This window comes from Solibacillus sp. FSL R7-0668, assembly GCF_038006205.1.
Classification (GTDB): domain Bacteria; phylum Bacillota; class Bacilli; order Bacillales_A; family Planococcaceae; genus Solibacillus.
Genome location: NZ_JBBOUU010000001.1, coordinates 690,537 through 713,737, shown reverse-complemented (window position 1 = coordinate 713,737; position 23,201 = coordinate 690,537). Strand labels below are relative to the sequence as shown.

22 protein-coding genes are annotated in these 23,201 nt (G+C 35.9%); all 22 read right to left on the bottom strand.

Going from position 1 to position 23,201, the window contains the following annotated elements:
* Nucleotides 1-127 precede the first annotated feature (127 nt).
* Nucleotides 128-862, bottom strand: a complete 735-nt coding sequence (locus MKX47_RS03300) for an HNH endonuclease (protein ID WP_340777700.1) — start codon at nucleotides 860-862, stop codon at nucleotides 128-130.
* On the bottom strand, nucleotides 846-2,594 hold the full coding sequence (locus MKX47_RS03295; protein WP_340771086.1) for an AAA family ATPase: 1,749 nt from the start codon (nucleotides 2,592-2,594) through the stop codon (nucleotides 846-848). The genes MKX47_RS03300 and MKX47_RS03295 overlap by 17 nt, the downstream gene beginning before the upstream one ends.
* 308 nt (nucleotides 2,595-2,902) lie before the next feature.
* Nucleotides 2,903-3,424 (bottom strand): hypothetical protein, encoded by a 522-nt coding sequence (locus MKX47_RS03290; protein WP_340771083.1) that lies wholly within the window; start codon nucleotides 3,422-3,424, stop codon nucleotides 2,903-2,905.
* Nucleotides 3,425-3,671: 247 nt separating this feature from the next.
* Complete coding sequence (locus MKX47_RS03285) at nucleotides 3,672-4,763, bottom strand: AAA family ATPase (protein ID WP_340771082.1); 1,092 nt, start codon at nucleotides 4,761-4,763, stop codon at nucleotides 3,672-3,674.
* Nucleotides 4,764-4,959: 196 nt separating this feature from the next.
* Complete coding sequence (locus tag MKX47_RS03280) at nucleotides 4,960-6,138, bottom strand: MBL fold metallo-hydrolase (protein ID WP_340771081.1); 1,179 nt, start codon at nucleotides 6,136-6,138, stop codon at nucleotides 4,960-4,962.
* A gap of 26 nt (nucleotides 6,139-6,164) precedes the next feature.
* Nucleotides 6,165-6,302, bottom strand: coding sequence for a hypothetical protein (locus tag MKX47_RS03275; RefSeq protein ID WP_340771078.1), 138 nt, complete (start codon nucleotides 6,300-6,302; stop codon nucleotides 6,165-6,167).
* Nucleotides 6,303-6,455: 153 nt separating this feature from the next.
* Nucleotides 6,456-6,698 carry a hypothetical protein gene (locus tag MKX47_RS03270; RefSeq protein ID WP_340771076.1) on the bottom strand — a complete coding sequence of 81 codons (243 nt, stop codon included), beginning with the start codon at nucleotides 6,696-6,698 and terminating at the stop codon, nucleotides 6,456-6,458.
* A 190-nt stretch (nucleotides 6,699-6,888) separates the two neighbouring features.
* Nucleotides 6,889-7,254, bottom strand: a complete 366-nt coding sequence (locus MKX47_RS03265) for a hypothetical protein (protein ID WP_340771074.1) — start codon at nucleotides 7,252-7,254, stop codon at nucleotides 6,889-6,891.
* Between the two features lie 81 nt (nucleotides 7,255-7,335).
* Complete coding sequence (locus MKX47_RS03260) at nucleotides 7,336-8,511, bottom strand: MBL fold metallo-hydrolase (protein ID WP_340771071.1); 1,176 nt, start codon at nucleotides 8,509-8,511, stop codon at nucleotides 7,336-7,338.
* A 101-nt stretch (nucleotides 8,512-8,612) separates the two neighbouring features.
* On the bottom strand, nucleotides 8,613-9,737 hold the full coding sequence (pseC, locus tag MKX47_RS03255) for a UDP-4-amino-4,6-dideoxy-N-acetyl-beta-L-altrosamine transaminase (protein ID WP_340771069.1): 1,125 nt from the start codon (nucleotides 9,735-9,737) through the stop codon (nucleotides 8,613-8,615).
* Nucleotides 9,734-10,780: a pseudaminic acid synthase gene (gene pseI / locus MKX47_RS03250; RefSeq protein WP_340771067.1), complete on the bottom strand. Its 1,047-nt coding sequence runs from the start codon at nucleotides 10,778-10,780 to the stop codon at nucleotides 9,734-9,736. The genes pseC and pseI overlap by 4 nt, the downstream gene beginning before the upstream one ends.
* Nucleotides 10,777-11,733, bottom strand: coding sequence for a UDP-2,4-diacetamido-2,4,6-trideoxy-beta-L-altropyranose hydrolase (gene pseG / locus MKX47_RS03245; RefSeq protein WP_340771065.1), 957 nt, complete (start codon nucleotides 11,731-11,733; stop codon nucleotides 10,777-10,779). Before pseG ends, pseI begins: the two co-directional genes overlap by 4 nt.
* Nucleotides 11,734-12,456: a glycosyltransferase family protein gene (locus MKX47_RS03240; RefSeq protein ID WP_340771063.1), complete on the bottom strand. Its 723-nt coding sequence runs from the start codon at nucleotides 12,454-12,456 to the stop codon at nucleotides 11,734-11,736. It abuts the gene before it with no gap.
* An 11-nt stretch (nucleotides 12,457-12,467) separates the two neighbouring features.
* Nucleotides 12,468-13,013, bottom strand: a complete 546-nt coding sequence (gene pseH, locus MKX47_RS03235; RefSeq protein WP_340771061.1) for a UDP-4-amino-4,6-dideoxy-N-acetyl-beta-L-altrosamine N-acetyltransferase — start codon at nucleotides 13,011-13,013, stop codon at nucleotides 12,468-12,470.
* A 152-nt stretch (nucleotides 13,014-13,165) separates the two neighbouring features.
* Nucleotides 13,166-14,137, bottom strand: coding sequence for a UDP-N-acetylglucosamine 4,6-dehydratase (inverting) (gene pseB, locus MKX47_RS03230; protein ID WP_340771059.1), 972 nt, complete (start codon nucleotides 14,135-14,137; stop codon nucleotides 13,166-13,168).
* A 781-nt stretch (nucleotides 14,138-14,918) separates the two neighbouring features.
* The gene (locus MKX47_RS03225) at nucleotides 14,919-16,742 is read right to left on the bottom strand and encodes a motility associated factor glycosyltransferase family protein (RefSeq protein ID WP_340771057.1); all 1,824 of its coding nucleotides are present in this window, start codon (nucleotides 16,740-16,742) and stop codon (nucleotides 14,919-14,921) included.
* 124 nt (nucleotides 16,743-16,866) lie between these two features.
* Nucleotides 16,867-18,543: a flagellin N-terminal helical domain-containing protein gene (locus MKX47_RS03220; RefSeq protein ID WP_340771055.1), complete on the bottom strand. Its 1,677-nt coding sequence runs from the start codon at nucleotides 18,541-18,543 to the stop codon at nucleotides 16,867-16,869.
* Between the two features lie 210 nt (nucleotides 18,544-18,753).
* Nucleotides 18,754-18,972, bottom strand: a complete 219-nt coding sequence (gene csrA, locus MKX47_RS03215) for a carbon storage regulator CsrA (RefSeq protein ID WP_340771051.1) — start codon at nucleotides 18,970-18,972, stop codon at nucleotides 18,754-18,756.
* Nucleotides 18,973-19,416, bottom strand: coding sequence for a flagellar assembly protein FliW (gene fliW, locus MKX47_RS03210; RefSeq protein ID WP_340771047.1), 444 nt, complete (start codon nucleotides 19,414-19,416; stop codon nucleotides 18,973-18,975).
* Nucleotides 19,417-19,429: 13 nt separating this feature from the next.
* Nucleotides 19,430-19,996, bottom strand: coding sequence for a DUF6470 family protein (locus MKX47_RS03205; protein WP_340771045.1), 567 nt, complete (start codon nucleotides 19,994-19,996; stop codon nucleotides 19,430-19,432).
* A 68-nt stretch (nucleotides 19,997-20,064) separates the two neighbouring features.
* Entirely contained in the window at nucleotides 20,065-21,438 is a 1,374-nt protein-coding gene (flgL, locus tag MKX47_RS03200; RefSeq protein ID WP_340771043.1) for a flagellar hook-associated protein FlgL, read from the bottom strand.
* Between the two features lie 59 nt (nucleotides 21,439-21,497).
* A complete protein-coding gene (gene flgK, locus MKX47_RS03195) occupies nucleotides 21,498-23,135 on the bottom strand; it encodes a flagellar hook-associated protein FlgK (RefSeq protein ID WP_340771041.1) in 1,638 nt (545 codons plus the stop codon).
* Between the last annotated feature and the right edge of the window lie 66 nt (nucleotides 23,136-23,201).

Sequence of the window (23,201 nt, the reverse complement as noted above, 5' to 3'; positions counted from 1 at the left end):
CCATTTTTCTCAGTATGAACGCACATAATAAAGCATTTTTGAAACGAATTGAATGCATAAATGACTGAATTTGCATGTCATCTCCAACTTATGATGATGAACCATATAAATGGTAGTTCAAACATCATCATAAACGATTATTCAACTTTTCATCCATCCAATATTCCCAGTATTTTTTATAATAATACGATGATCCATACGTATCGATTAAGTCTTGAATCGAAGACCAATTTACCCCTTGCGCTACCAAACCCTTTACGAGAATACTAATTTTCTCAAGAAATCTTTGGGATTGTATATCCTCAAAGAAAATTTCATTTGTTTTCTCGCCAATTTTTGTCTTCGCTTTATAGTAAAAAAATTCTGGGCTAAATTCCAAATGATCTTCTATTATATCAAACGCGGGGTTAATGAGCCTCTCTAAATTCGATAGTTTATATAGCTGAGATGCATTATAAACATAATCATACTTTAGAGTGGCTGCCATACAGGATTCTATAATCTGTTTCCCCTTTAACGCTGGCGGAACATAATCTCTTTTTAACGCTTGGTTACACCTTTTACAGCTTGGCAAATAATTCTCCCAACAATATGCCAAATACGGGAACTCTGAGGAAGGTAAATAGTGATCCACATCCAAATCACTCGCAACAATCCGGCGCCCACAATATGCACATTCTTCTTCAGATAGCTTCGATAGATTCTCTCTTACAATTTTAACTTTCTTTTCAGTAATTGTATTCCATCGAGGACGGATTTTCTTTGTTTTTGGATCCCTCAAATTTAAATACAAATCAGCTTTTTTACTTGAATCCTTTAATTTTTCCGGTAATAAATCGGGTGTTCTAGTTAATTTCTTCATGGTCACTTATTAATCCCATTAAATTTTTTACAGCTCTATATTGTGGTGAATTTTTAGCTAAACTACCTACTAACTCATCATGCAATTGCTCGATTATGTGCAATTCGTGCGAATGATGATCGACTAAATATTCCTTCACCCAATCACTAAATTGCTCCAACTTAAAATGAACAGTCTCCACAGGACTTCCACCAAAAGGTTCTTGTTTTATATCAAATACCGTCGTAAGAATATCCGATATATACCATTCCTTTGGTTCACCGATTTCACTAATTTTTTTACGCTGCTTTGACTCATCCAGCTCTATTTCCAACGCCTCATTACTTTCTGTTGTTGAAATAATAATCGGCGAATGTGTCGTTGTAATAAACTGTACATCCGGAAACAATCTTTTTAGTAACGGCAAAATCTTTTGCTGCCATTTTGGATGCAAATGCACATCTATTTCATCAATCAAAACAACTCCAGGTGTATTCACTAAAACAGAATCACCTAAATGTGGATTTAAAATAACCATACGATACGCAATATCCGAAATAATGCCAATCACATCCTGATAACCGTCACTTAAATGAGAAATCGGCATTATTTCTCCTGTATCATATGCCAAATGCAAAGCGCCCTCTAAATAAAGTACGCGTTCCACCTGATACACCTCATCTGCCGTCATATAAATTAGTGCCTCTTCTAAACAATTCGTTATCGCATCTAGCGTAGGGATTCTCCGATTTAACATGAACGCACGGTACTGCATCTTCGTATACCAAGCGATAAAGAACTTATAATTCGAGGCCGGCTTCAAACAATCCTTATAACCAACAAACCTCGAAATATTTTCCGTCTTTTCAAGCAACTTCATATCTCTCGTGAAATTCGCTACTCGACCATTTCCGTGATAAGAAAATACAGGTAATGTAATCTTTCGCGTTGGATTATTCCTTATTTCATCCACTAAAAAACGAACGAGATTGACGACCTTATTCGAATCCTTTGTCGTTAATTTCGTCGAATTGAGCGAATTTCTTGTCCGTGACCAAGATACCCGCTTCTTAATAAAATCTGTATTAAAAATTAAGCTTGTCGGTGAATGATTCGTTACGACTTTTGCGCCTTCTATTTCTTGAATCGAGAACCGAACGTCTTCCTTGGCAATCGTCTTTGTCTCGACAACTTCATCAATTCCACTTAAAAATGAGCCAAGCGCAACGGCTGCTGCATCTAAAACACTTGTTTTCCCACTTGAATTGCGTCCAATTAATACTGTTAATTTCTCATTAAAAAAGATACTTTCATTTTTAAATGAACGGTAATCTTTAAATTCAATTTCATTTATTCGAAAGTTAATGGATAAATCATCAAAAAAGATTTCTAGGATATTTCTTAGGCTATCAATTAACTGAGCTCGCCCCTCTTCACATTGAAGATCAATTGAAAAATCTGCAAGATATTCACGCCAATATTCATTAAAATACGTAAACTGTTGTTGAATCAGCTCGCGCTCACTCTTCTTGATTTTTTCTAAATTTATTTTAGTTTCACCTTCCGAAACAACAATAACTAACTTAGCAACGCCCATATCCTCATAATAACAGGCAATCTGATTTTTAGTCGCAAAGCATTCAAAGCCTAGTGCCATAATATTTTCAACTAAACCTTCAAGATATACAATTGATTCTCGGTCTAGGGGCGCAACAGACTGGAGCATTTTAATAAGGTTTATTTCATGAATCATTTGAATCCCCCTTGTGTCAATAGTTCTTGAATTCACTATATCATTTTACTCATAAATTCTGAACTATTTCTCAACCTAAATAAAAGAACTCCATCTCATTGAATAGTGGAGTCCTTTCTTATGATTTTGTGTAATTGGTGGATAAAGTTTTTTGATATTACTTGCGAACCAAGCCCTTAGTATGATCAATCACAGTATATATCCTTTTTAACTTCAACAACTATTTCCGACACTGTTCGATAGAAAGCAATTAACCTTTTTTTAACAATCTTTTTACGATTTATAAATACTTTGTGGAAACGGCTGCACTAATCATTTGTTGCAATTAAGCCATATTCATCATATAAGTGGAGTAAGCTCGTATTCACAATATAAACCTCATCATATTGTCGAAAATGATTTGTTTGAAAAGTATAAAAGTTTCTGTAAATATCAGTTCGATGTGTCATATCTAGCAAACTCTCAATTTTCCCTTTCTTACTCTTTATTATATAGTTTCCGACAGTTTTCGTTATTTGGTTCCAATTGTTTACAAAACTTCGCGCATTCACTAAGGCTTTGTATTGGTTGTTATCCTTATGCCTTGTTTTTAATGTTAGGGCATCTACAGTACTCGTTGCAAAATCTGGATCATGTAGGCTTTTAAAATCTTTATAGGATTCTACCATAGGATAATTAATAAAAAGCTTGCCACTACTTGTCGAATCATCAAAATGCAGTAACATATCCTCTAATATACTTGGAGAATAGGAAGGGTCCTGTGGATCAAAATCAAATATTAAAATAATATCAGTAAAGTCCTTTTCATGAAGTAAGATTTCACTATCCAACTTCAAGTGCTCATTAAGAAAAAGCACTAAATCTAGACTTTCAAAATCGACCTTATGTGGATTACTTGGCAAACGATACTCTTTCTTCATCCGATTATACATCGAATACAGAGTTGATCCATACGCCACAATAGATGCATTTTGCAAACCATACAAGCTATAAAAATGCTCGAATAATTTTTTTCTCTGTTATTTTTCCCTCTACTACTAACAATACACTTGGACTCCCCATACTAGCCCTCCTCCCCTAGTTAAATTCTCCACTTTGATATAATTTCTCTAGATTATGCCCCTGTCTCAATTCTCTTTCTGTTGCATCTGCAATCGGAATTAACTTACCATTCGTTAATATCATATAGCAATCGGGTCTCATATATTTATTACTCATTAAATCCGTGTTATGCGTTGTAATTAACATTTGAATGGATATATTCTTTTTAATATATTCTAATATATATTCAGCTAGTTCAAAATGAAAATTCGCATCAAATTCATCTATATACAGGAAAGTAATTAAATCCAATGATTTTATAATTCTAAACAGACCTAAAAGTGCTAATGTACCGCTCGATGCATAGGTCACAAATTCAATTGGTTGATTAAATCGAATATATAAACTTTTTTGTCCATCTGGCTTAACATCCACACTTAAAGGTAAATCTATTCCGGAGCTCGCTAAAAACTGTTCGAATTCCTCTATTAAATTATCCTCAATTAACGATTGGATAATGCCCTTTTCAACAAGTCGAGGTCCTACAAATTTCACACTGACATCTGAAGGTCTTACTACAGCCATACCACCCACAAACCGCATTAGCTTATCTAAAACCTCTACACCGCCAGAATTATTCATAATGTATTTTAATACAGACTTATTATTTTTCCAGTACGTGAAATTTAATGTTTTTGTGCCCTCATAGAATTGCAGCCCTTCAAAATCACCCGATTCATTTAGAAAATCATAGGAAAAAACCTTTTTATTATTTATATATAGTTCTTCAAAAAGCATTTCACACTGATTATTCTTCTGGTAACTATAGACAACCTCATCTTGCTCCAGTAAAAATTCATAGTGAAAAGTCGCTACTTTTTTAATAGTAGATGCGTTAAAAAAGTTAGAAAGTGCCAAATTATCATCAATTAATAGGCTACGAATATCAACAATTGCCTTTCCAAGATTAGATTTCCCCATCGCATTACGTCCATAAATAATCGCTTTATTAATCAATCCATTAGAAATACATTCTTCATTAAATGAATAGTCTTTAACCTTTGAAAAATCGATTGTTATTTCATCATCAAAATTTCTAAAGTTAGAGATTTTTACTTGCTTCAACATACGAACACCTCATCATTCGCAAATTTTTGTCTATGTAAAATATAACAAACATTCACTTCAAACACCATTTTAGTATGGACTTTCTGATGGGATACATTCGTTGGCAGAGAAAACCCACATTATTCCGATGCATCAAAAATACATCTCGAATTTAAACAAATTAGTAGAAAGTTTAGATTCAAACGAAGTATATCTATCATAATATTTCTACATAGATACTTTCTGTTTCGTTAGCTTTAAACATCTTGTGATTTGCCTCTATACTGTCGACTACTTCCGTATGTGGGTGCCCAAATTGATTATGAATACCACTTGATACAATAAAAATCGTTTTCTTTGGTATCAGCTTTAACAAATCATCGTTCCAATTATTTTTAGAACCATGGTGGGGAACTTGAATCGCATCTACATGAGGTAATAAATCTTTATAATGCTCATAAATTTGTAGATGCTTTTTAACATACTTTAAAGATATATCTCCCGTGAAAAAGTGGACAAACCTAAAATTTGATAATGGATAATATTGAGGTGCGTTATTAAATAATTTTAATTGTTCTTCTTGAAAAGCTACTTTCAATATTTCTCCTCTAGTAATTTTAAAATCATACATCATGAGGAGGGATACATTATTATGATTAGACTTACTTACATATCGATAGTTTGTTTTAAATTCTTCCGTTTCTTTAGAATTGCTTAAAACCCTCAATGCTAAGCTATGTACACTTGAATCCCCCCGCTTTCTCATTTCCTCTTTTATTCTTGTCTTAAAAGCTTGCTCTTTCTGAGAACTAATTGCATAATTATAAAATTTCAGCTTTAAATTCGCGTTTACTTCATGTACATCTCTCGAATTCTTAAAGTCTATTTCAACTTGTTTATAAATAGTATGAATCGCTTCATTTTCCATATTTCCATTGGTAATATCTAGTGATTCTAACCAAATAGATTTATCAAGTTCATCCTCATTTACAATAAAAGTGATTTTTTTTATAGACTCAAATCCTGATAAAATAATATATGGATTTTTTAAGAATTCCGTATACCAAGACTCTTCTTGAGGCGATGCCTTTCGTTGTGTTAACAAATAAATTAGAATATCCTCATTTGTTAAGTAGGGTAAAATAATATGTGAAACTGTACATTGACTTAATAATTGTCGAATTCCTGAAATATGATCAAAATCAAAATGAGATACCACTAATATATCTATATGCTTATTACTAATCTGAAATTTGGAAATAACGCTGTTCAAATTGGATTTATATGATTTTTCTGCACCACAATCATACACTATGGTAATTTCTTGGTCTTCAAATTGAAATCGCCCTTCAAAAAATAGTCCCTGACCCACATTATGATAAGTGAACTTATGCACTTTCATTCTCCTCACTGTCTACCGTTTTATTGATTTTTAGTCGCAAAGCATTCAAAACCTAATGCCATAATATTTTCAACTAAACCTTCAAGATGTACAATTGATTCTCGGTCTAGGGGCGCAACAGACTGGAGCATTTTAATAAGGTTTATTTCATGAATCATTTGAATCCCCCTTTTGTCAATAGTTCTTGATTTTACTCCTTTATTCTGAACTATTTCTCAATCTTACATGAAAGAAATCGACGCGAAGGCGTAAAAAGAGCCAAGTAGCTTACCAATCTTGGTAGGCTGCTTGGCTTTAGAATGGAGAGAGTATCAACTGCTCATCCCCTGATGTAATTCCTGCTCTAATCGATCCACCTCGTGCTGTAGCTGCTGTAGCTCGCACTGAAGATCGTGGATTTGCCAATCATTTAACAGATTGTCAAGTCGGTGCTGCGCTAGCACTCGCATTGCGCGGAGCTTGCCCTCGATTTTAGCTAGTAGCAAATCCTGCTCTTGTAGCCAGCGCCATTGCTCATAGAGAAAGGTGAGCTGTTCCTCGTCGCACTTATTCAATCTAGTCCCCCCTAAATAGCATGAAGGGAGTGTCCGAGAAGTGATTCTGGGACACCCCCTTGCGCCGAGGATGGTGGAAATTTTATTTCGACCACCGCAGAAGCACCGCCTGCAGCGGATAAGTAATACACGAACCAAGCTCTGCGCTAAAAGTAAAGTATTTACTTTTGGCGCAGCCCCTTCAAAAGCATTAATTTGTAATTTCTTCAAATTTCCATTCTGCCGCGTTTGTAAACAACGGCTTCACTTCATCCTCTAATAAAGCAATCACTGTCGCAAAGTCATTTGCTTCGATGGCGTCATTCATTTTACCGAATAATGGACTGACACTTGCAATGGGGCTATCAATTTTATAGGAATGGATAGATAGAAGTTGCTCAGCATCTAGTAGCCATGCAAGCCCCTCACTTAAATCAATAATCCCCTGTAAACCTGAAGCATTGTCACCTGCTTTGAGTGAAGCAATAATTGCCTCACAGCCACCCTGTACCTTTACTATGTATGCATAATAAGATTCCTTCGTTTCTTGCACTAATTGCTCTACGTTTTGTGTCATAAGAATGACTCCTTTGCATTTATTGTTTTTATCGGTTAAAATTGTAGATTTTAGAGGCTACCTCAAATAACCTAATGACAATTATAATATTTCTGCATAGATACTTTCTGTTTCATTCGCTTTAAATAGCTTGTGCCGTACCTCTATACTTTTTACTACCTCAGTATGCGGATGCCCATATGAATTCTTAATACCACTTGATACAATAAAGAATGCCTTTTTTGGGATATGCCATAACAAATCATCATTCCAATTATGTTTAGAGCCGTGGTGTGGGACTTGAATAACATCAACATGGGGTAATAAATCTTTATAATGTTCATAAATTTGTAGATGCTTTCTAACATATTTGAAAGATATATCCCCTGTAAAGAAGTGAACAAATCTACAATTATTGAATGGATAATAATGAAATACGTTTTCTAAAAAATTGAATTGTTCTTCTTTAATTTCTATTTTTAATTCTTTCCCTTTAGCTATTTTAAAATCATACATCATAAGAAGAGATATATTATTATGGTTAGATTTGCTTACATAACGATAGTTTCTTTTAAAGGTTTCTGTTTCTGTCCTGTTACTTAAAACCCTCTTTGCCAAGCTATGTATATTGAAATCACCATGGATTTTCATTTCATTCTCTATTTTTTTCATAAAAGCTCTCTTTTTCTGTAAGCTAATCGAATAATTAAAGAATTTTAATTTTAAATACGAATTAACCAAATATATATGTGTTGATTTTTGAAAATTTATTTCAATATGATTATAGAATGTGCTTATTATATTATTTTCTATATTTTCATTGTTGAGATCTAGTGACTCTGACCAAATAGACTTTTCAAATTCATTAACAATAAAGGTAATCCGTTTGATAGACTCAAATTCTGACAAAATAACCTGTGGATTTTTTAAAAATTCTAAATACCATAATTCATCTTTATGAGTGGATACATTTCGTTGTTTTAATAGATGAATAAGAATATCCTCATTTGTTAAGTATGGTAATACTATATGTGACACTGTACATTGACTCAATAGCTTTTTAATTCCTGAAATATGATCAAAATCAAAATGGGATATCACTAATATGTCTATATGATTATTACTGAGTTGAAATTTGGAAATAACGTTGTTCAAATTGGATTTATATGATTTTTCTGCACCACAATCATATACAATAGTAATTTCTTGGCCTCCACATTGAAAACACCCTTCAAAAAATAGCCCCTGACCAACATTATGATAAGTGAACTTATGCACTCCCATCCCCCCTCACCGTCTACCATTTTAGTAAAGTTCATTTTCTATAAAAGAACCCATATAAAAATGGCTATTTTCTACTCACTTCATAAATCCCATACTTATCTAATCTTTTCTTTTAAAGTTTGTATAACTCTAGTTATATCTGTATTTGTTAATCCCGGATGCACTGGCAACGTCAATGCCTTTTCATACCAAGCCTCTGCTACAGGACATAGCCCCTTTTCATAGCCAAGCTGTTGATAATATGGATGCCAATAAACAGGAATATAATGCACATGCACCCCTATATTTGCCGCGCGCATTGTATCAAATACTTGCTTACGGTCGGCGTTTTCTAATTGAATCATATACAAATGCCAGCCTGACTCTGTTTGTTCAAGCTGCTTTGGTAAAATAATTCCTTCCACACCTTGCAAAGCCTTTGTATAAATTTTTGCAATTTTCCGACGTTGTTCAATAAATGTATCGAGCTTTTTCATTTGTGAAATGCCAAGCGCTGCCTGCAAATCTGTCATTCGATAATTATAGCCAAGATCCGTCATTTCATAATACCAGCCACCCTTATCCTGAGAATAGGGAACCTGCTCAATTCCATGACTGCGGAACTGCAATAGTTTTTTATAATAGGCTACATTATTCGTAACAATTATGCCACCTTCAGCCGTTGTTACAGGCTTAACAGGATGGAAGCTAAACATTGTCATATCCGCTGTTGTACCGACTTTACGACCTTTATATGTCGCACCTAATGAATGCGCACCATCTTCAATAACAACAAGATTATGTTCCTTTGCAATTGCCATGATTTCATCAATTTCTACGGGCTGCCCTGTAAAATCTACGGGAATGATGGCTTTTGTTTTTGCTGTTAGGTTAGCACGAATTTGCGCTGGATCAATATTGTAGTTTTCCGCATCAATATCCGCGAATACAACGGTCCCCCCCATATATCGTACACAGTTGGCACTTGCAGCAAAGGTAATTGGGGAAGTAATAACCTCATCTCCCTCACCAATTCCAGCCGCATAGCAAGCACCATGCAAGGCAGCGGTCCCGTTAGAGAAGGCAACCGCATATTTGACACCGATATAATCTGCAATTGCCTGCTCAAATTCCTTAATTTTCGGTCCCTGCGTTAAATAAGGTGAGCGCAGTGTATCGACTACCGCTTGAATATCCTCTTCATCTAAGCTTTGACGACCGTATGAAATAAATTCACTCATAATAATAACTCCCAACTAAGTGGTGTACCTTTTTGTACATCTTGTTTAATCGCTTTACCTAGAACTAAATCAAAATATTTCGTTGGCAAGCCTAAGCCCGGGCGAACATTACGTAAATTTTGCTCGGTTAAAATATCACCGGCTTTTAAATCTTCACCAATATATAATGAACGACGGAATATTGTTGAATCTTTTTCAGCATCTGTCGGACCATAACTTACTTTACCAAGTGATTCCCACGCTCGCTTCGTTTCTTCCACAAGCATCTTCAACTCATGTGGCTCCATAGAAAAGGCTGAATCCACGCCACCATCTGCACGTGATGTTGTAAAATGCTTTTCAATTACAGTCGCACCAAGCGTCACAGCGGCAACTGAAACTCCAACCCCCATCGTATGATCCGACAGACCGATTTCTGTGCCGAATAGCTCGCGCATATGCGGAATCGTCGCTAAATTCGAATTTGCTGGTGTCGCCGGGTATGTGCTTGTGCACTTTAATAAAATTAGCTGATTATTTCCTTCTGCACGGAATGCACATACTGCCTCATCAATTTCCGCAGCTGTCGCCATTCCTGTAGAAATAATTGTCGGCTTGCCTGTACGTGCCACCTTACGAATTAGCGGTAAATCTACATTTTCAAAGGATGCAATTTTATAAGCGGGAACATTTAGTGTTTCTAAAAAATCAACCGCTGTTTCATCAAATGGCGAGCTAAATGCAAGTAGCCCTAATTCATTTGCCTTCTCAAAAATCGCCTTATGCCATTCCCAAGGAGTGTAGGCTTCCTTATATAAATTATAAAGCGAATTACCCTTCCATAAATTTGCATCATCCTGAATAAAAAATTCACCTGTATGTACATCTAATGTTATCGTATCTGGTGTATAGGTTTGTAGCTTTAATGCATCCACACCAGCTTCAGCAGCAAGCTCCACTAAATGAAGCGCGCGTTCTAATGACTGATTGTGATTGCCCGACATTTCTGCAATAATAAAGGGCTTTATATGCTGACCAATTTCTTTTTGTCCGATTTTTATCATTTTATCAACTCCAAAATTTCCTGTAGCCACATATTTGGCTGCTTTGTTGCTGTGAGCTCAAGACCTTTTCTGCTCATCTCTCCAATTTGTAAATTACTTAACAGTTTTTTATACGTTTCTGCTGTTACTTGCTCATGCCAGCCTAGATTTTTAACAACACCAAGTGCATGTGCAAATACGGTTGTACTAATTTGATTATCGGCTACAATTGTCGCACTTGAAGGAAGTCCCACATAACAGCGCTCCCACATTGTCGCACCACCCGCGCCAATAGCAAAATCGGCCTGCTGCATAAGCTCAGCCATATAATTAATTTGGCAATGATAATGATAGCCGCGCTCCTGACAAATCATTTCAATTTGTTGTTTAATTGGATTACCATTTCCGACACCTACGTCCACATGTGAAAAGTTAAAGAACTGTAATGCCTGCAAAATCTTCATTGTTTCATTTGTCGGATCTGTTCCACCCATAAAAATAAGTAGTCTCTCGATATTATCATTTCTCGTTCTTATCTTTTTTCTTGCCTCTACGAACTCATCGCGCATCATCAAATATTGTGGTCCAAGTAATTTCACACAAGTTGCAGGAACTAACTCGTCATAGCGTGTTTTATAATTAGGCACCACATTTTGATCGAGTACTAAATCACAATCATGCTCACGAGCTAAATCGTCAATGACAACAATTTTTTTCGTAAACGAACGAATTGACTGCTCCCACTCTTTCCCAAGCTGATAATGATCAATAATATACAAATCTGCCTGTTGTCTTTCTGTTAGATTAGGAAACCCTTCAGCTTTTACAAAATCGATTAAATTACCTTCTAACGGCTCCATCCAAAACTGCACATGGCAGCCGTAATCTCGCAGCTTTTTGGCAATTGTTAAACAACGCATGACATGACCGCTACCAATTTGAAATGACGCATCTGCCCGAATAATTACCTTCACTTATATCACCGGCTTTTGTTCAATATGTGCATTTAAATTGGCAATTTGAGGGTTGGCTTTTAAAAACTCAATAACCTCTACACTCGACACTAAAGGATTATTAAATTGCTTCGCTACTTCTGTAATTAATTGATAGTCCTCTTCCGTATCGAGTGTAATTCGTAATTCATGTGCTTGACGATTATTAGGAATTTGATATGTAATTGCTTCAAATTGCTCTTTAAATTCATAGGCGTAATACGTTACATGCTCGCGGTGTCGTGGCTCTAGACCTACTTCATGAATGCGTAATAATGCTGGGTACGAAATAATCTCTACTGCCAACCCACGTGGGAGTTCACCGTCCAGTAAAATGATATCCTTTTGTTCCTTATGCATCAGTTCGACCATGTCAATCGCCATTTCATAATCGACAAATGGGCAATCTGAAGTGACACGCATGACATAATCAGGCTTGTACATTTTCGCACATTGAACATAGCGATCAAGTACATCATCCTCCGAACCTCGGAAATAAGCAACCTGATGCGCCTCACACCAAGCCGCAATGGCATCATCCTGTGGCAAGGAGCTTGTTGCTACAATGACTTCAGTCACCCCTTGAATAGCACGACAGCGTTCAATATCATATGTTAAAACGTCTACATTTCCTAGTGGCTTTAAGATCTTCCCCGGCAAACGGGATGAGCCCATTCTTGCTTGGATAATTGCGATTGTGTTCATAAATTCACTTCCTAATTAAACAATTCTTTTTCTAATTCTCTCTTTTTTTGTATCCACTCATCTGCAAATATACTAAACAAATAGACATCACAATAATTATTATTTTTAAAAATATGTTTTCTAAGTATTCCCTCTTGTTTAAATCCTACTTTCCCATGAAAATTCAAACTAATTTGATTATAGTCCAACACTTCTGCGCATACTTTTCTAATTTTTAGTTCTTCAAATAAATAACAAAGCATTTTATATGCTAATAACTTTCCCATTCCTTTTGGAGCATCCTTTTCACCAATATAGAAACCCCATTCCCCAATATTCGATTGTAAATTTGTAAATTTAAAATTGGCTATTCCATATGGTTTATTATTATAGTAAAGAATTTTAACTATTTTCGAATTATCATTAGGTATCGAATCAAACCATTGCAAATGCTCTTTCCAATCTAATAAATTACTGTTATACATTACTTCTCGAATATGTGGCTGATTTCTCCATTTATAAACGATTTCCGTATGTTCATATGCCATATCAATAAAATCGGATAAATGATGTTTCATAATCTATCCCACCCAAAACTTTATTTTAAAATAAATTTCTCTAATTCTATTATCGGTTCAAAGTTGTCCTTCTTCAATTTAAATAAGCTTTGAACAAAAATGAATCGGCAAAAATACACCCTTATCCAATAAATTCGATAAGGGTGTATTTTTTACATTTGTTCTACTAAATTCTTTAGTTCTTCAATCGTCAGCCACTCTGTATTATTATCACTCGTATAAGCAAAGCCTTCTGGTAAAGGCTTACCTTCACCATTATTTTCCTTATTCCACCAAGATAATTCAGGAGAGATCACGTAATATGTTGGATATTCTAACGTATGACGTGCATCATCTTCCATAATCATCGCTTCATGTAGTTTTTCACCTGGGCGAATACCAACGATTTCTGTTTTACATTCAGGTGCAATAGCCTTTGCTAGGTCCATAATGTTCATACTCGGAATTTTAGGAACAAAAATCTCGCCACCGTACATGCGCTCCAGATTATCTAGTACGAATTGTACCCCTTGCTCTAACGTAATCCAGAAGCGTGTCATACGCTCATCTGTAATTGGCACTACCCCTGTTTCACGAATTTTTTTGAAGAATGGTACAACACTGCCACGACTACCAACAACATTGCCATAGCGCACTACTGCAAAACGTGTTTTCTTTTCGCCAACATAGGCATTAGCCGCAACAAATAATTTATCCGAAGCTAGTTTGGTAGCGCCATATAAATTAACTGGTGAACATGCCTTATCTGTTGAAAGCGCAATTACTTTTTCTACACCGCGATCAATCGCAGCTTCAATAATATTTTGCGCACCGTGAATATTCGTTTTTACTGCCTCAAACGGGTTGTATTCACATGCATCAACATGCTTCATAGCCGCTGCATGAATCACAATATCTACACCATCAAACGCGCGATATAAGCGGTCTTTATCGCGTACATCTCCGATAAAGAAACGGATGCGTTCATCTTGAAAATCCTGTTTCATTTCATATTGCTTTAGCTCATCACGACTGAAAACGATAATTTTCTTTACACCAATTGTTAATGCTTTTCGGATGAATTTTTTCCCGAAAGAACCTGTACCACCAGTTACTAATATTGTTTTATTTTTTAATATATTCATTTTTTTAGACCCTTCTTAATTTATTTTCTACATCAAAAAATATTAGATACGTTCTAAATTTTAAAATTAATTATTTTCTCCAGCTTGTTCAATTACACACATTTCTATGTTCAGTCTCACTTTATTCCCTGCTTATATTTGATATATAGCATTGAATATATCAAATGATGCAAATATGGAATCACGATAGAGCTACTAAAATTAAAACATACGTTAGCATTCCATTTCTTTTTTATACCATAAGGAGAATACAAAATTCCTCCCCTTGAACATATCCATCTAGGAATTCATTTCCTATAGTGAATTGTCTAACCAGTATCATATATAAATTATTGTAGATAAACACGTGAATATCATGTCTTCACATACTATATATAGGAAATAGAAAATTAAAATTTTAAACAAAGTCTTTTCACCGTGTTCTCGGGTATTTGATTAGTCATCTAAATAAACAAACCCTTGAACTACACTATGAATCTTACCAACATCCAAAAAAAGACATCACAAACTACCATTTAACCCATAAATTTCCATATTACCTCAATTAAATTTAAGTGGGGAACTATATGGGGAGAAGAACAGAAATTCAAGATGGTCTTGATGCTTCTATTAGAAACTATTCAAGACATTTGGCATAATAAATACGCGTATTGTCTAATACCATGACAATGAATTCATTTAGGTAACGAACGATGACCTTTTTTAGAAAGCTTAGAAATTTTACTGCTGTCTAGTGCTCTTACTGTACACAAAAGACACCCATTTCAATAAAAATCCTCATTTATGAATTCATTTTAACTTCTAACAACTTCACGGTTTCTTGTAATAAATCAATAATTTTTTCACATGTACTAATAATCACTATATAATATTTTATTTGTACAGCTTTTTTAGCTGCCAAATTCTTTACAGAAATTACATCATCAATTGCACTTAAATCCCAACTCGTTTTTAAAACAAATCCTTGAATATTATGTGAAATTAAAGGGTGCTTTGTTGTTTTAATAACAAATTCATTAAATACATCTGTAACATTTTGAATAGTTCTTACATGTTTAGTCAAATTTTGAGCACTAATTTCTATTTTTTCAACTTCAAGATAACTTGTTCTTGCTTCTTTCATAATCTCATTAAAATAATTTATTTCACTGTCAATTGATTCTATTAAATCTTCCACAGAAATACCATATGTACCCATACTCTTTACGTATTCATATACGGATTCTAAATCATCTTTGCAATACTGAAAAAGCGCTTCTTTCAATGGGAATTGCTGCGTATTTGCAATTTTTGCTCCACCCTCAGTTGCATTAATTACGTTTAAATTAAATTCTAGGATTTTAATTTCAAACCATTGCTTAAACATCATCCAAACTTTAGTTGTTTTTACAATCCCACCGTAGTAACCTTCTGTTTCATCCAATTCTTCAATCTTCACTTTTTGCTTTTCCAATTTATCGTAAATTGTATCGCTCACATGAGTATTTTCAAAATCTGTTCCATACGCTAAATCTTGCCCTACTAATATAATTGGCGACGCGCCTAAATGAACAGCAAAGCCGAATGCAACATGGGCACAAGATGCCCCCATTAGCAAACCTACATTACCATTTGTTTTCGTCATTGCTTGTAGCCAGTTAGATTCACTTACTTCCGTTCTAAATGGTAAGATCCAATTACCTTTCAGTTCAGAAAATATCCGAGGATCTAAAACTGTAGGTCCAACTAACGTTACTTCCTTCGGTATATTCTTGCCTTTATAGAAATAATCATATACTTTCTCTATACGTTCAACAGAGCAAACAAAATCTGGAATTACACCTTGATTAAGTAACTTTGTTAAAATTGTATCTACCGCAATTAAAATTGCCTTCCCTTTTGCTTCACGTAAATCTTGAATATTTTTCTCTAAAGACGGTCCTGCCGAAATAACAATCGCTGGTTTATTTTTAAACTTTTTATAAATTTCAGCAGGATTTTTCGATTCTATCAAATACTCAATATTTTTCAAGTTATTTTCAAGCCCATCTAGACCATCTTCAATACTATTTCCTATAATTTGAATTCTAGCACGAACGATTTGTCTAATCTTTTGAATAATTTCTTTTATCATTTTACCATCATTTTGTCTGTAAAAACTATTCAAATAAAATGCCATATTATTAACTAATGAAAAATAATTAAACTCTCCTAAAATATCTAGAAAAAATGGTTGTAAATTATCTAAATTATTATCAACAAATAAAACTACATTACTTTTTTCAAAAACATTTAAATCCTCATTATTTAATGCATAACTAAATAGCTCTGGGTTAGGCTCAATTATTAATAAAACCGACGTATCGTTTAAAGTTTTATATAGCTTGTTCAGTTCGCTACGAGAAGAAATTCCAAAGGCAATTACCATTTGCCTCATTAAAGGTATACCTTTTTGTGTTTCATCAAATACTTTATTTATTTCAATAATTCCACCATCTATATTTTCAAAATAATCTTTACCATCAATTGTTGTTATATAATTATATTTAGGAGAAATATTTTCAGCAGGTGATATCCAATGATAAAGATTATTCTGAAGTCTTTCTATATTACGATCGATATACATCATTTTACCTCTTTCTATACTCAAATAGACTTATTAACATTAATATCGGCATTTATTAATAAAACTTAATAAGGCGCTTCCCTTTAAAGGGAAGCGCCTTATTATAAATTAATTTAAATTAAGATTAACCTAAAAGTTGTAATACACCTTGTGGTTGTTGGTTAGCTTGAGCTAACATAGATTGAGCAGCTTGCGTTAAGATGTTGTTCTTCGTGAAGTTCATCATCTCTTTTGCCATATCTGTATCACGGATACGAGATTCAGCAGCTGTTAAGTTTTCTGAAGAAGCACCTAAGTTATTAATAGTGTGCTCTAAACGGTTTTGAACCGCACCTAATGCCGCACGTTGAGTAGATACTTTATTGATAGCAGAATCAATTGTAGTAATTGCTTTCGCTGCAGTTTCATGAGTTGATAAATTTAATGAACTTTCAACCGCTGTAGCATTTGTACCATCAGTTACAGTTTTGTCTTTTTGGAAGCCTTCACCAGAACCTACGATACCTAAAGCTTTCGCACGCATATCACCGATAGATACAGTCATTGCTTGGTTTTCGTTAGCACCAATTTGGAATTTAACTGATTGGTCTTTTGCATCTGCAGGTGGTACTGTAACGTCTTTTGTTGTTGTTTCAAAATTAAATACGCCACTTGCAGCAACTGCTCCCGCTGCCGGTACCTTAAAGTCGAATGAAATACCATTTTGATTGAAGTTATAAGTTCCACCAGCTGTTAACGCATTTACTTCTACTTTACCCAAAGATTTACCAGCTGATCCAGCCTCTAAAAATTCTACTGTTAATTTACCACCAGAATAGTCAATTTTAGCCTTACCTAAACCTTCTAATGTTGCACCTGAAGACGCTACTTTAAAGTTTTCAATTTTAGAAGCCGTTGATGCAGTACCAAATGCCCCGTTAACACTAAATGTTTGTACTTGTGGATCTGCATTCAATGTAACTTTGTTAGAAGCAAATGTTGCTTTTGTTAAATCAATCGTTAACTTGTTACCAGTTGTCCATTTTGCTGCTTCTGCCTCTGAGAATTTGAAGCTTACACCTTTACCGTTGAAAGAATACTCTTTCTTATCTGCATCATATGCTAATGCTGCAGAATCGATTTTAACAGTGTCTGCACCAACAGTAACTGAAGCATTTAATTTGAAACCAGTAGATGTTTTTTCAATGTTAAATCCTGTTGCTGTTGCAGCTGACCAACTTACTGAAGCAGTTCCTACTGTTGTTGGCTCGAAGTTAATATCAAATTTAATATCTTTATCTGTAGTCCATGATGCTGGTTCTTGACCAACTTTAATTTCAGAGCCCGGTTTAGCAGCTGTTACAGTTTTTACAGTAGCATCAGAAGTTGAGTAAGAATCAGAAAGCTCACCGTTGATTAATTTTTTCGTGTTGAACTCAGTTGTGTTACCGATACGGTTAATTTCAGAAGTTAACTGATCGATTTCTTTTTGGATTTGACCACGGTCATCAGTTGTGTTTGTATCGTTACCAGCTTGTACAGCTAATTCACGCATACGTTGTAAAATTGATTGTGTTTCGTTTAATGCACCTTCTGCTGTTTGGATTAAAGAAATCCCGTCTTGAGCGTTTTTAGACGCCATGTCAAGACCACGGATTTGTCCGCGCATTTTTTCAGAGATTGCTAAACCAGCAGCGTCATCGCCAGCACGGTTGATTTTGTACCCTGAAGATAATTTTTCTAAAGCTTTTGAAGTTTGCCCGTTGTTGAAGGCAAGGTTACGGTGCGTGTTTAACGCAGAAATATTGTGTTGAATTCTCATGTGGAATTCCTCCTTGAATGTTTTTTTCATCCACGTCCGTGTGGAATTTTTTTTGATTCGGCTAAGTGTACCTCAGCCTCACACACTATATATCGTTAATTGGAAAAAATGTTTAATAGTTTTTATAAATATTTTTCAATTTATTTTTTTCAATTTAGTTTTGTTCAAAAAAAGTACACGATTATGCTTACCGATAATCGTGTACTTTCGCTATTTCCTAAAACTCTTAAACAACTCCATCGACACATTTTGCATCGATTGCTTGTTTTGCTCTTGAATGGCTTCAAATACTTCACTACGATGTACCTTTACAGTCTTCGGTGCAACAATGCCTAGCTTTACCTGATCGCCATCGATGCTCAGCACCTTTAGCTCGATTTGGTCGCCAATCATAATCGATTCGCCCTTTTTACGTGATAATACGAGCATTTACTTGCCACTTCCTTCCGATGTTCCAATCGGATGACGAAGTGAGTAGGCTTCACTCGTTTGTAGAACGATTTGCTTCGCTAGCTTTTCTTTCACATTAATCACAACAGGTGCTAGTAGATTCATTGTTGATGTCGCCCAGGAATCATTCATTGTTACTATGGCATAGGTTACTACTTCCATCTCTGCTTCGATTTTTAAGAGTTCACGGTCTTCATCGCTAATTTCGAAGGTGTAATCGGGCTTAAATGCGTATGGATAGGCTAATACAAAGCTCACCTCTGCATCGTCCAGTGATTGTAATAACAGAAATGGTAAATCCTGCTCAATCGGTAAAAGCGTGTATTTTTTTAAATCCTGTAAGCCTAGTAAGCCCTGCTCAAACGTCACAACATCGGATTCCTGTACTTCCACTTCGCCTAATAATTTTGTCTCTACTTTCATCCGTCATTCTCCTTTATACCGATACATCGATTTGTACATCGGGTCTTACAACCATTTTCCCACTTACTTTACCTGGCGTATAGTCATGCGTTGGTTTGTTCACCTTATGTTCGATTTTTGCCTGCTGCTGCTCAATATTGACATCGGTTTTACCTGGTGTGTAATCGATCTTTACAGAGCCAATGGACGGTATGAACTTAATATTATAAGGTCCTGGGCGCTTTGGTCCGTGATTTTGGATGGCAATTTGCTTAATCGTTCCAGCTCCTTGTCCTTTTCCTGCGCCCTGCATCATTTGGCGCCCTTCGCGTACCCGGCGAGATATGCCCTCTAAGCGTGTTTGATCGGCCTGCTGTGCAGCGTTTTTTGTCGCCTCAATCGGACCAACCTGCCCTAAATCACGACGTGCCTGTGACGAGTCAATTTTCAACTTCCCGCGCGTCGTATTGATTTCTAAAGTGGCTGCGGGCTGTTCAATTGTTTGTGAGGCATGAGGCTGCTTGATTTTTTGCACAGGTGGCTGTGTTGTATAGTTCATTTTTATATCGGTTGTTGAAATTTGGATTTGTGGGATATTCAAACGATTCGCCTCCCCTTTAAATAAAAGCGCTTGGAGCAGGTCCAAACGCTTTTTCTATTTACTATTAATTATCGGATAAAATCTACTAGTGTCTGTTGGATAATTTTAGCCCCAACAGACAATGCCGCTTGGTGGATAGATTCAGATGTTGCCATTTGTGTAATAGCTAATGCATAATCTGTATCCTCATTTTCAGACATTTGCTTCGTAACATTTATTTCGTGTTGATCTAATCGATGTTCGATTAATTCAAGACGATTTTGACGCGCGCCAATTTCTGCACGTGCAGTTAGTAAGCTCCCCTGGATAATGGATAAATCATCGTCCTTGTCTTTACCCGTTGTATCAACAATGCCACCCAACATTTTTTGAATTGTTTCGTGGTTTGGGTTGTTAGCAGGATCTAACGCTTCTGATACTTTCCCCATCAATACATCCAAACGTCCGAAAATATCAGCACCTGGGAAGTTAGCTGTTAATTGTACTCCGTCAAATACTTCAATTTTTACCGGCTCTGTACCCGCTTTGATGGCTGCTGTTTCTTTATTAGAGCCTGTTCCTACTGCTTGAGACAGAACAGTTGTCGTCGTTGTTTCTGTGTCCCCTACAGAGGTAGTAATTGTTTGCTTTTGTCCATTTGGTAAAGTAGTTGTCGTAACCGTTTCACCTTTAACAGCTGTCGGTGCATTTGGCGCACTCGCAACAGTTGTAGAAATCGTTAAATCCATTGTTTGTAAATCTTTTATCGGATTGACCGGTTTTCCTTCCCCATCCACAAATTCCGTATTTAATACACGGTCAGAAATCATAGTTATCGGACTTGGCGTAGTGATGTTCCCTAAATAACTAGCAATATTTTCTTGAGTATTCGTCGCCGATGGAGTGATTTTATTTAAAAAGTCCTCTTGTGCCGAAATCGCGCCTACTGGAGGTGCACTAGCCAAGCTATCATAATGTTTCTGAATCGACTTTGGATCATAGTGCTGCACATCGGTGTAGAGCATCTTCTCCGTATTAGTACCTGTAAAAATCGACTTTCCAGCTACCTTCGTATTCCCTAAATCACGTAGCTGTTCGCGGATTTGGTCAATCTCTGCTTTAATTTTCGCACGGTCATCTGCTGTGTTTGTATCATTGGCCGCCTGTACAACAAGCTCCTTAACACGATTTAATGCATCCCCCGCCTGTCCAAGTGACATATCTGTTGTGTCGTACCATGAATTGACTTCCCCAGTATTGCGGATGAATTGTTCTACCTTACCAAGCTGTGTACGGTAGCCCATGCCCTTTACTGCAATGACTGGATCATCCGATGCCCTTGTAATTTTTTTGCCTGATGTAATCTGATCCTGTAACTTAGACATTTTTGAATAGCTGCTATTTAAGTTTCGAAGCATATTCGTCGACAACATCGATTGTGTGACGCGTGTTCCTATTGCCATTTCCATTCCCCTTTCAAAAGAAAAATTACGCTGTAAAAAAAGTCTCTTTATTGGTTATTTTATAGTCCTACTCGGCCCATACCGTTAATAATCTTATCTAATGTTTCATCAATTACTGTAATCATACGTGCATTAGCATTGTATGCCTGCTGGAAGGTAATCATATTTGTCATCTCTTCATCTAGAGATACCGAATTATGAGATGCACGGTTGTTATCAATTTGAATTTGTAGGGTTGTAGAGTTGAATTCTAGACGAGCTGCCTCTTGACCTTTTACCGCCAAATCTCCTGTAAGGCCTTTGTAGAAGTTTTGGAATGTTGCGCCATCTAAATCTAAGTTAGAAAAATCAATTGGTTTCCCCAAAATTGAGTGAGCTGCTTGTCCATTCATACCAAGGAATTGTAAATTGGAGAGCTCAATTGCCCACTTACCATTCCCTTCCTCGCCTGCTCCCGAAGATGCTGCAAAGAGTGATGGATCTTTTAAGAAATCTTCATTTACCTTTAAATCTAGTGCACCAGTACCTTCAAAGAATTCGTGCGTTGATATGTTCGTACCATTTAGTGAGTATCCTGCTTGATGCACCTTATTGAAGGCTTCCTTAAATGTCGTAGCAAGCTTATCCAAATTTTGAAGCATCTCAGGATAGATACCTAATGTATCTCTATCTCCTGCAGCATTTTTATAGCCATAAGCATTTACTAGTGACAATAATTTCCCTTTATTTGCTTCTAAATTTGCGTGTTCAAAATCATTGATAAACGTTTTTGGTGTATTTGATTTTTCTAACTCCTCATGTTCCTTCGCTGTCATTGGCTCCGTTGATTGAAGTTTGGTAAATGCAACGGTTAAATCATTACCATTAATACGTTTATGTTTATCTGCAACATCATTACCGTCACCAATTGCTTGTAGCTCCGAATAAGTATTACCATTCACTAATTCTTTACCATTAAACAGTATCGTTAAGCTACCTTCTGCAATTGCAAGCGCATTTCCTCCTGACGGCACTCGTTCGGTTGTTACGGGAATATACTCGTTTAATTCATCTAATAATGAATCTCGAGCATCATACAAATCATTTGGCATATAGCCATTTGGTTCTACCTCTTGAATCTGAGCATTTAATGCCGCAATCTGTTTTAAGATAGAATTGATTTGACCCACAGAAACTGAGATTTCATTCCCTATATTCGATTGAATTGTCTGCAGCTGCTTGTAATTATAATTAAATGAATCTGCCAGTGCTTCTGCTTTTGCTAGCATTACTTTACGTGGCGATGCATCCTCAGGATTTGCACTTACATCTTGGATTGACTTCCAAAAATCCGTAAATGCCTGGTTGATCCCATATTCAGAGGGCTCAGCCATAATATCCTCCATTTGTGAGATGGATTTTGTCGTTGAAGACCAGTACCCCAACTTATTCGACTCTTGACGGAATTGGCGGTCTACGAACTCATCACGCATACGTTGTACAGAATGGGCTTGTACCCCTGTACCGATATGACCTGCTGTTGTTGGTGAGTTCAGTCCCGAACCGGGGAATCCTGGAGTTGTTTCAAAATTGACGCGTTGGCGAGTATAGCCTAATGTATTGGCGTTTGAAATATTATGACCTGTTGTATATAGGGCGGATTGCTGTGTGAAAAGTCCGCGTTTACTTGCTTCAAGTCCCATGAATGTTGAGCGCATGAATGGAGCCTCCTTTTTATCTTTCGTGCATTGTTATTCTTTATTTCGGCAAATTATGTAATGCTT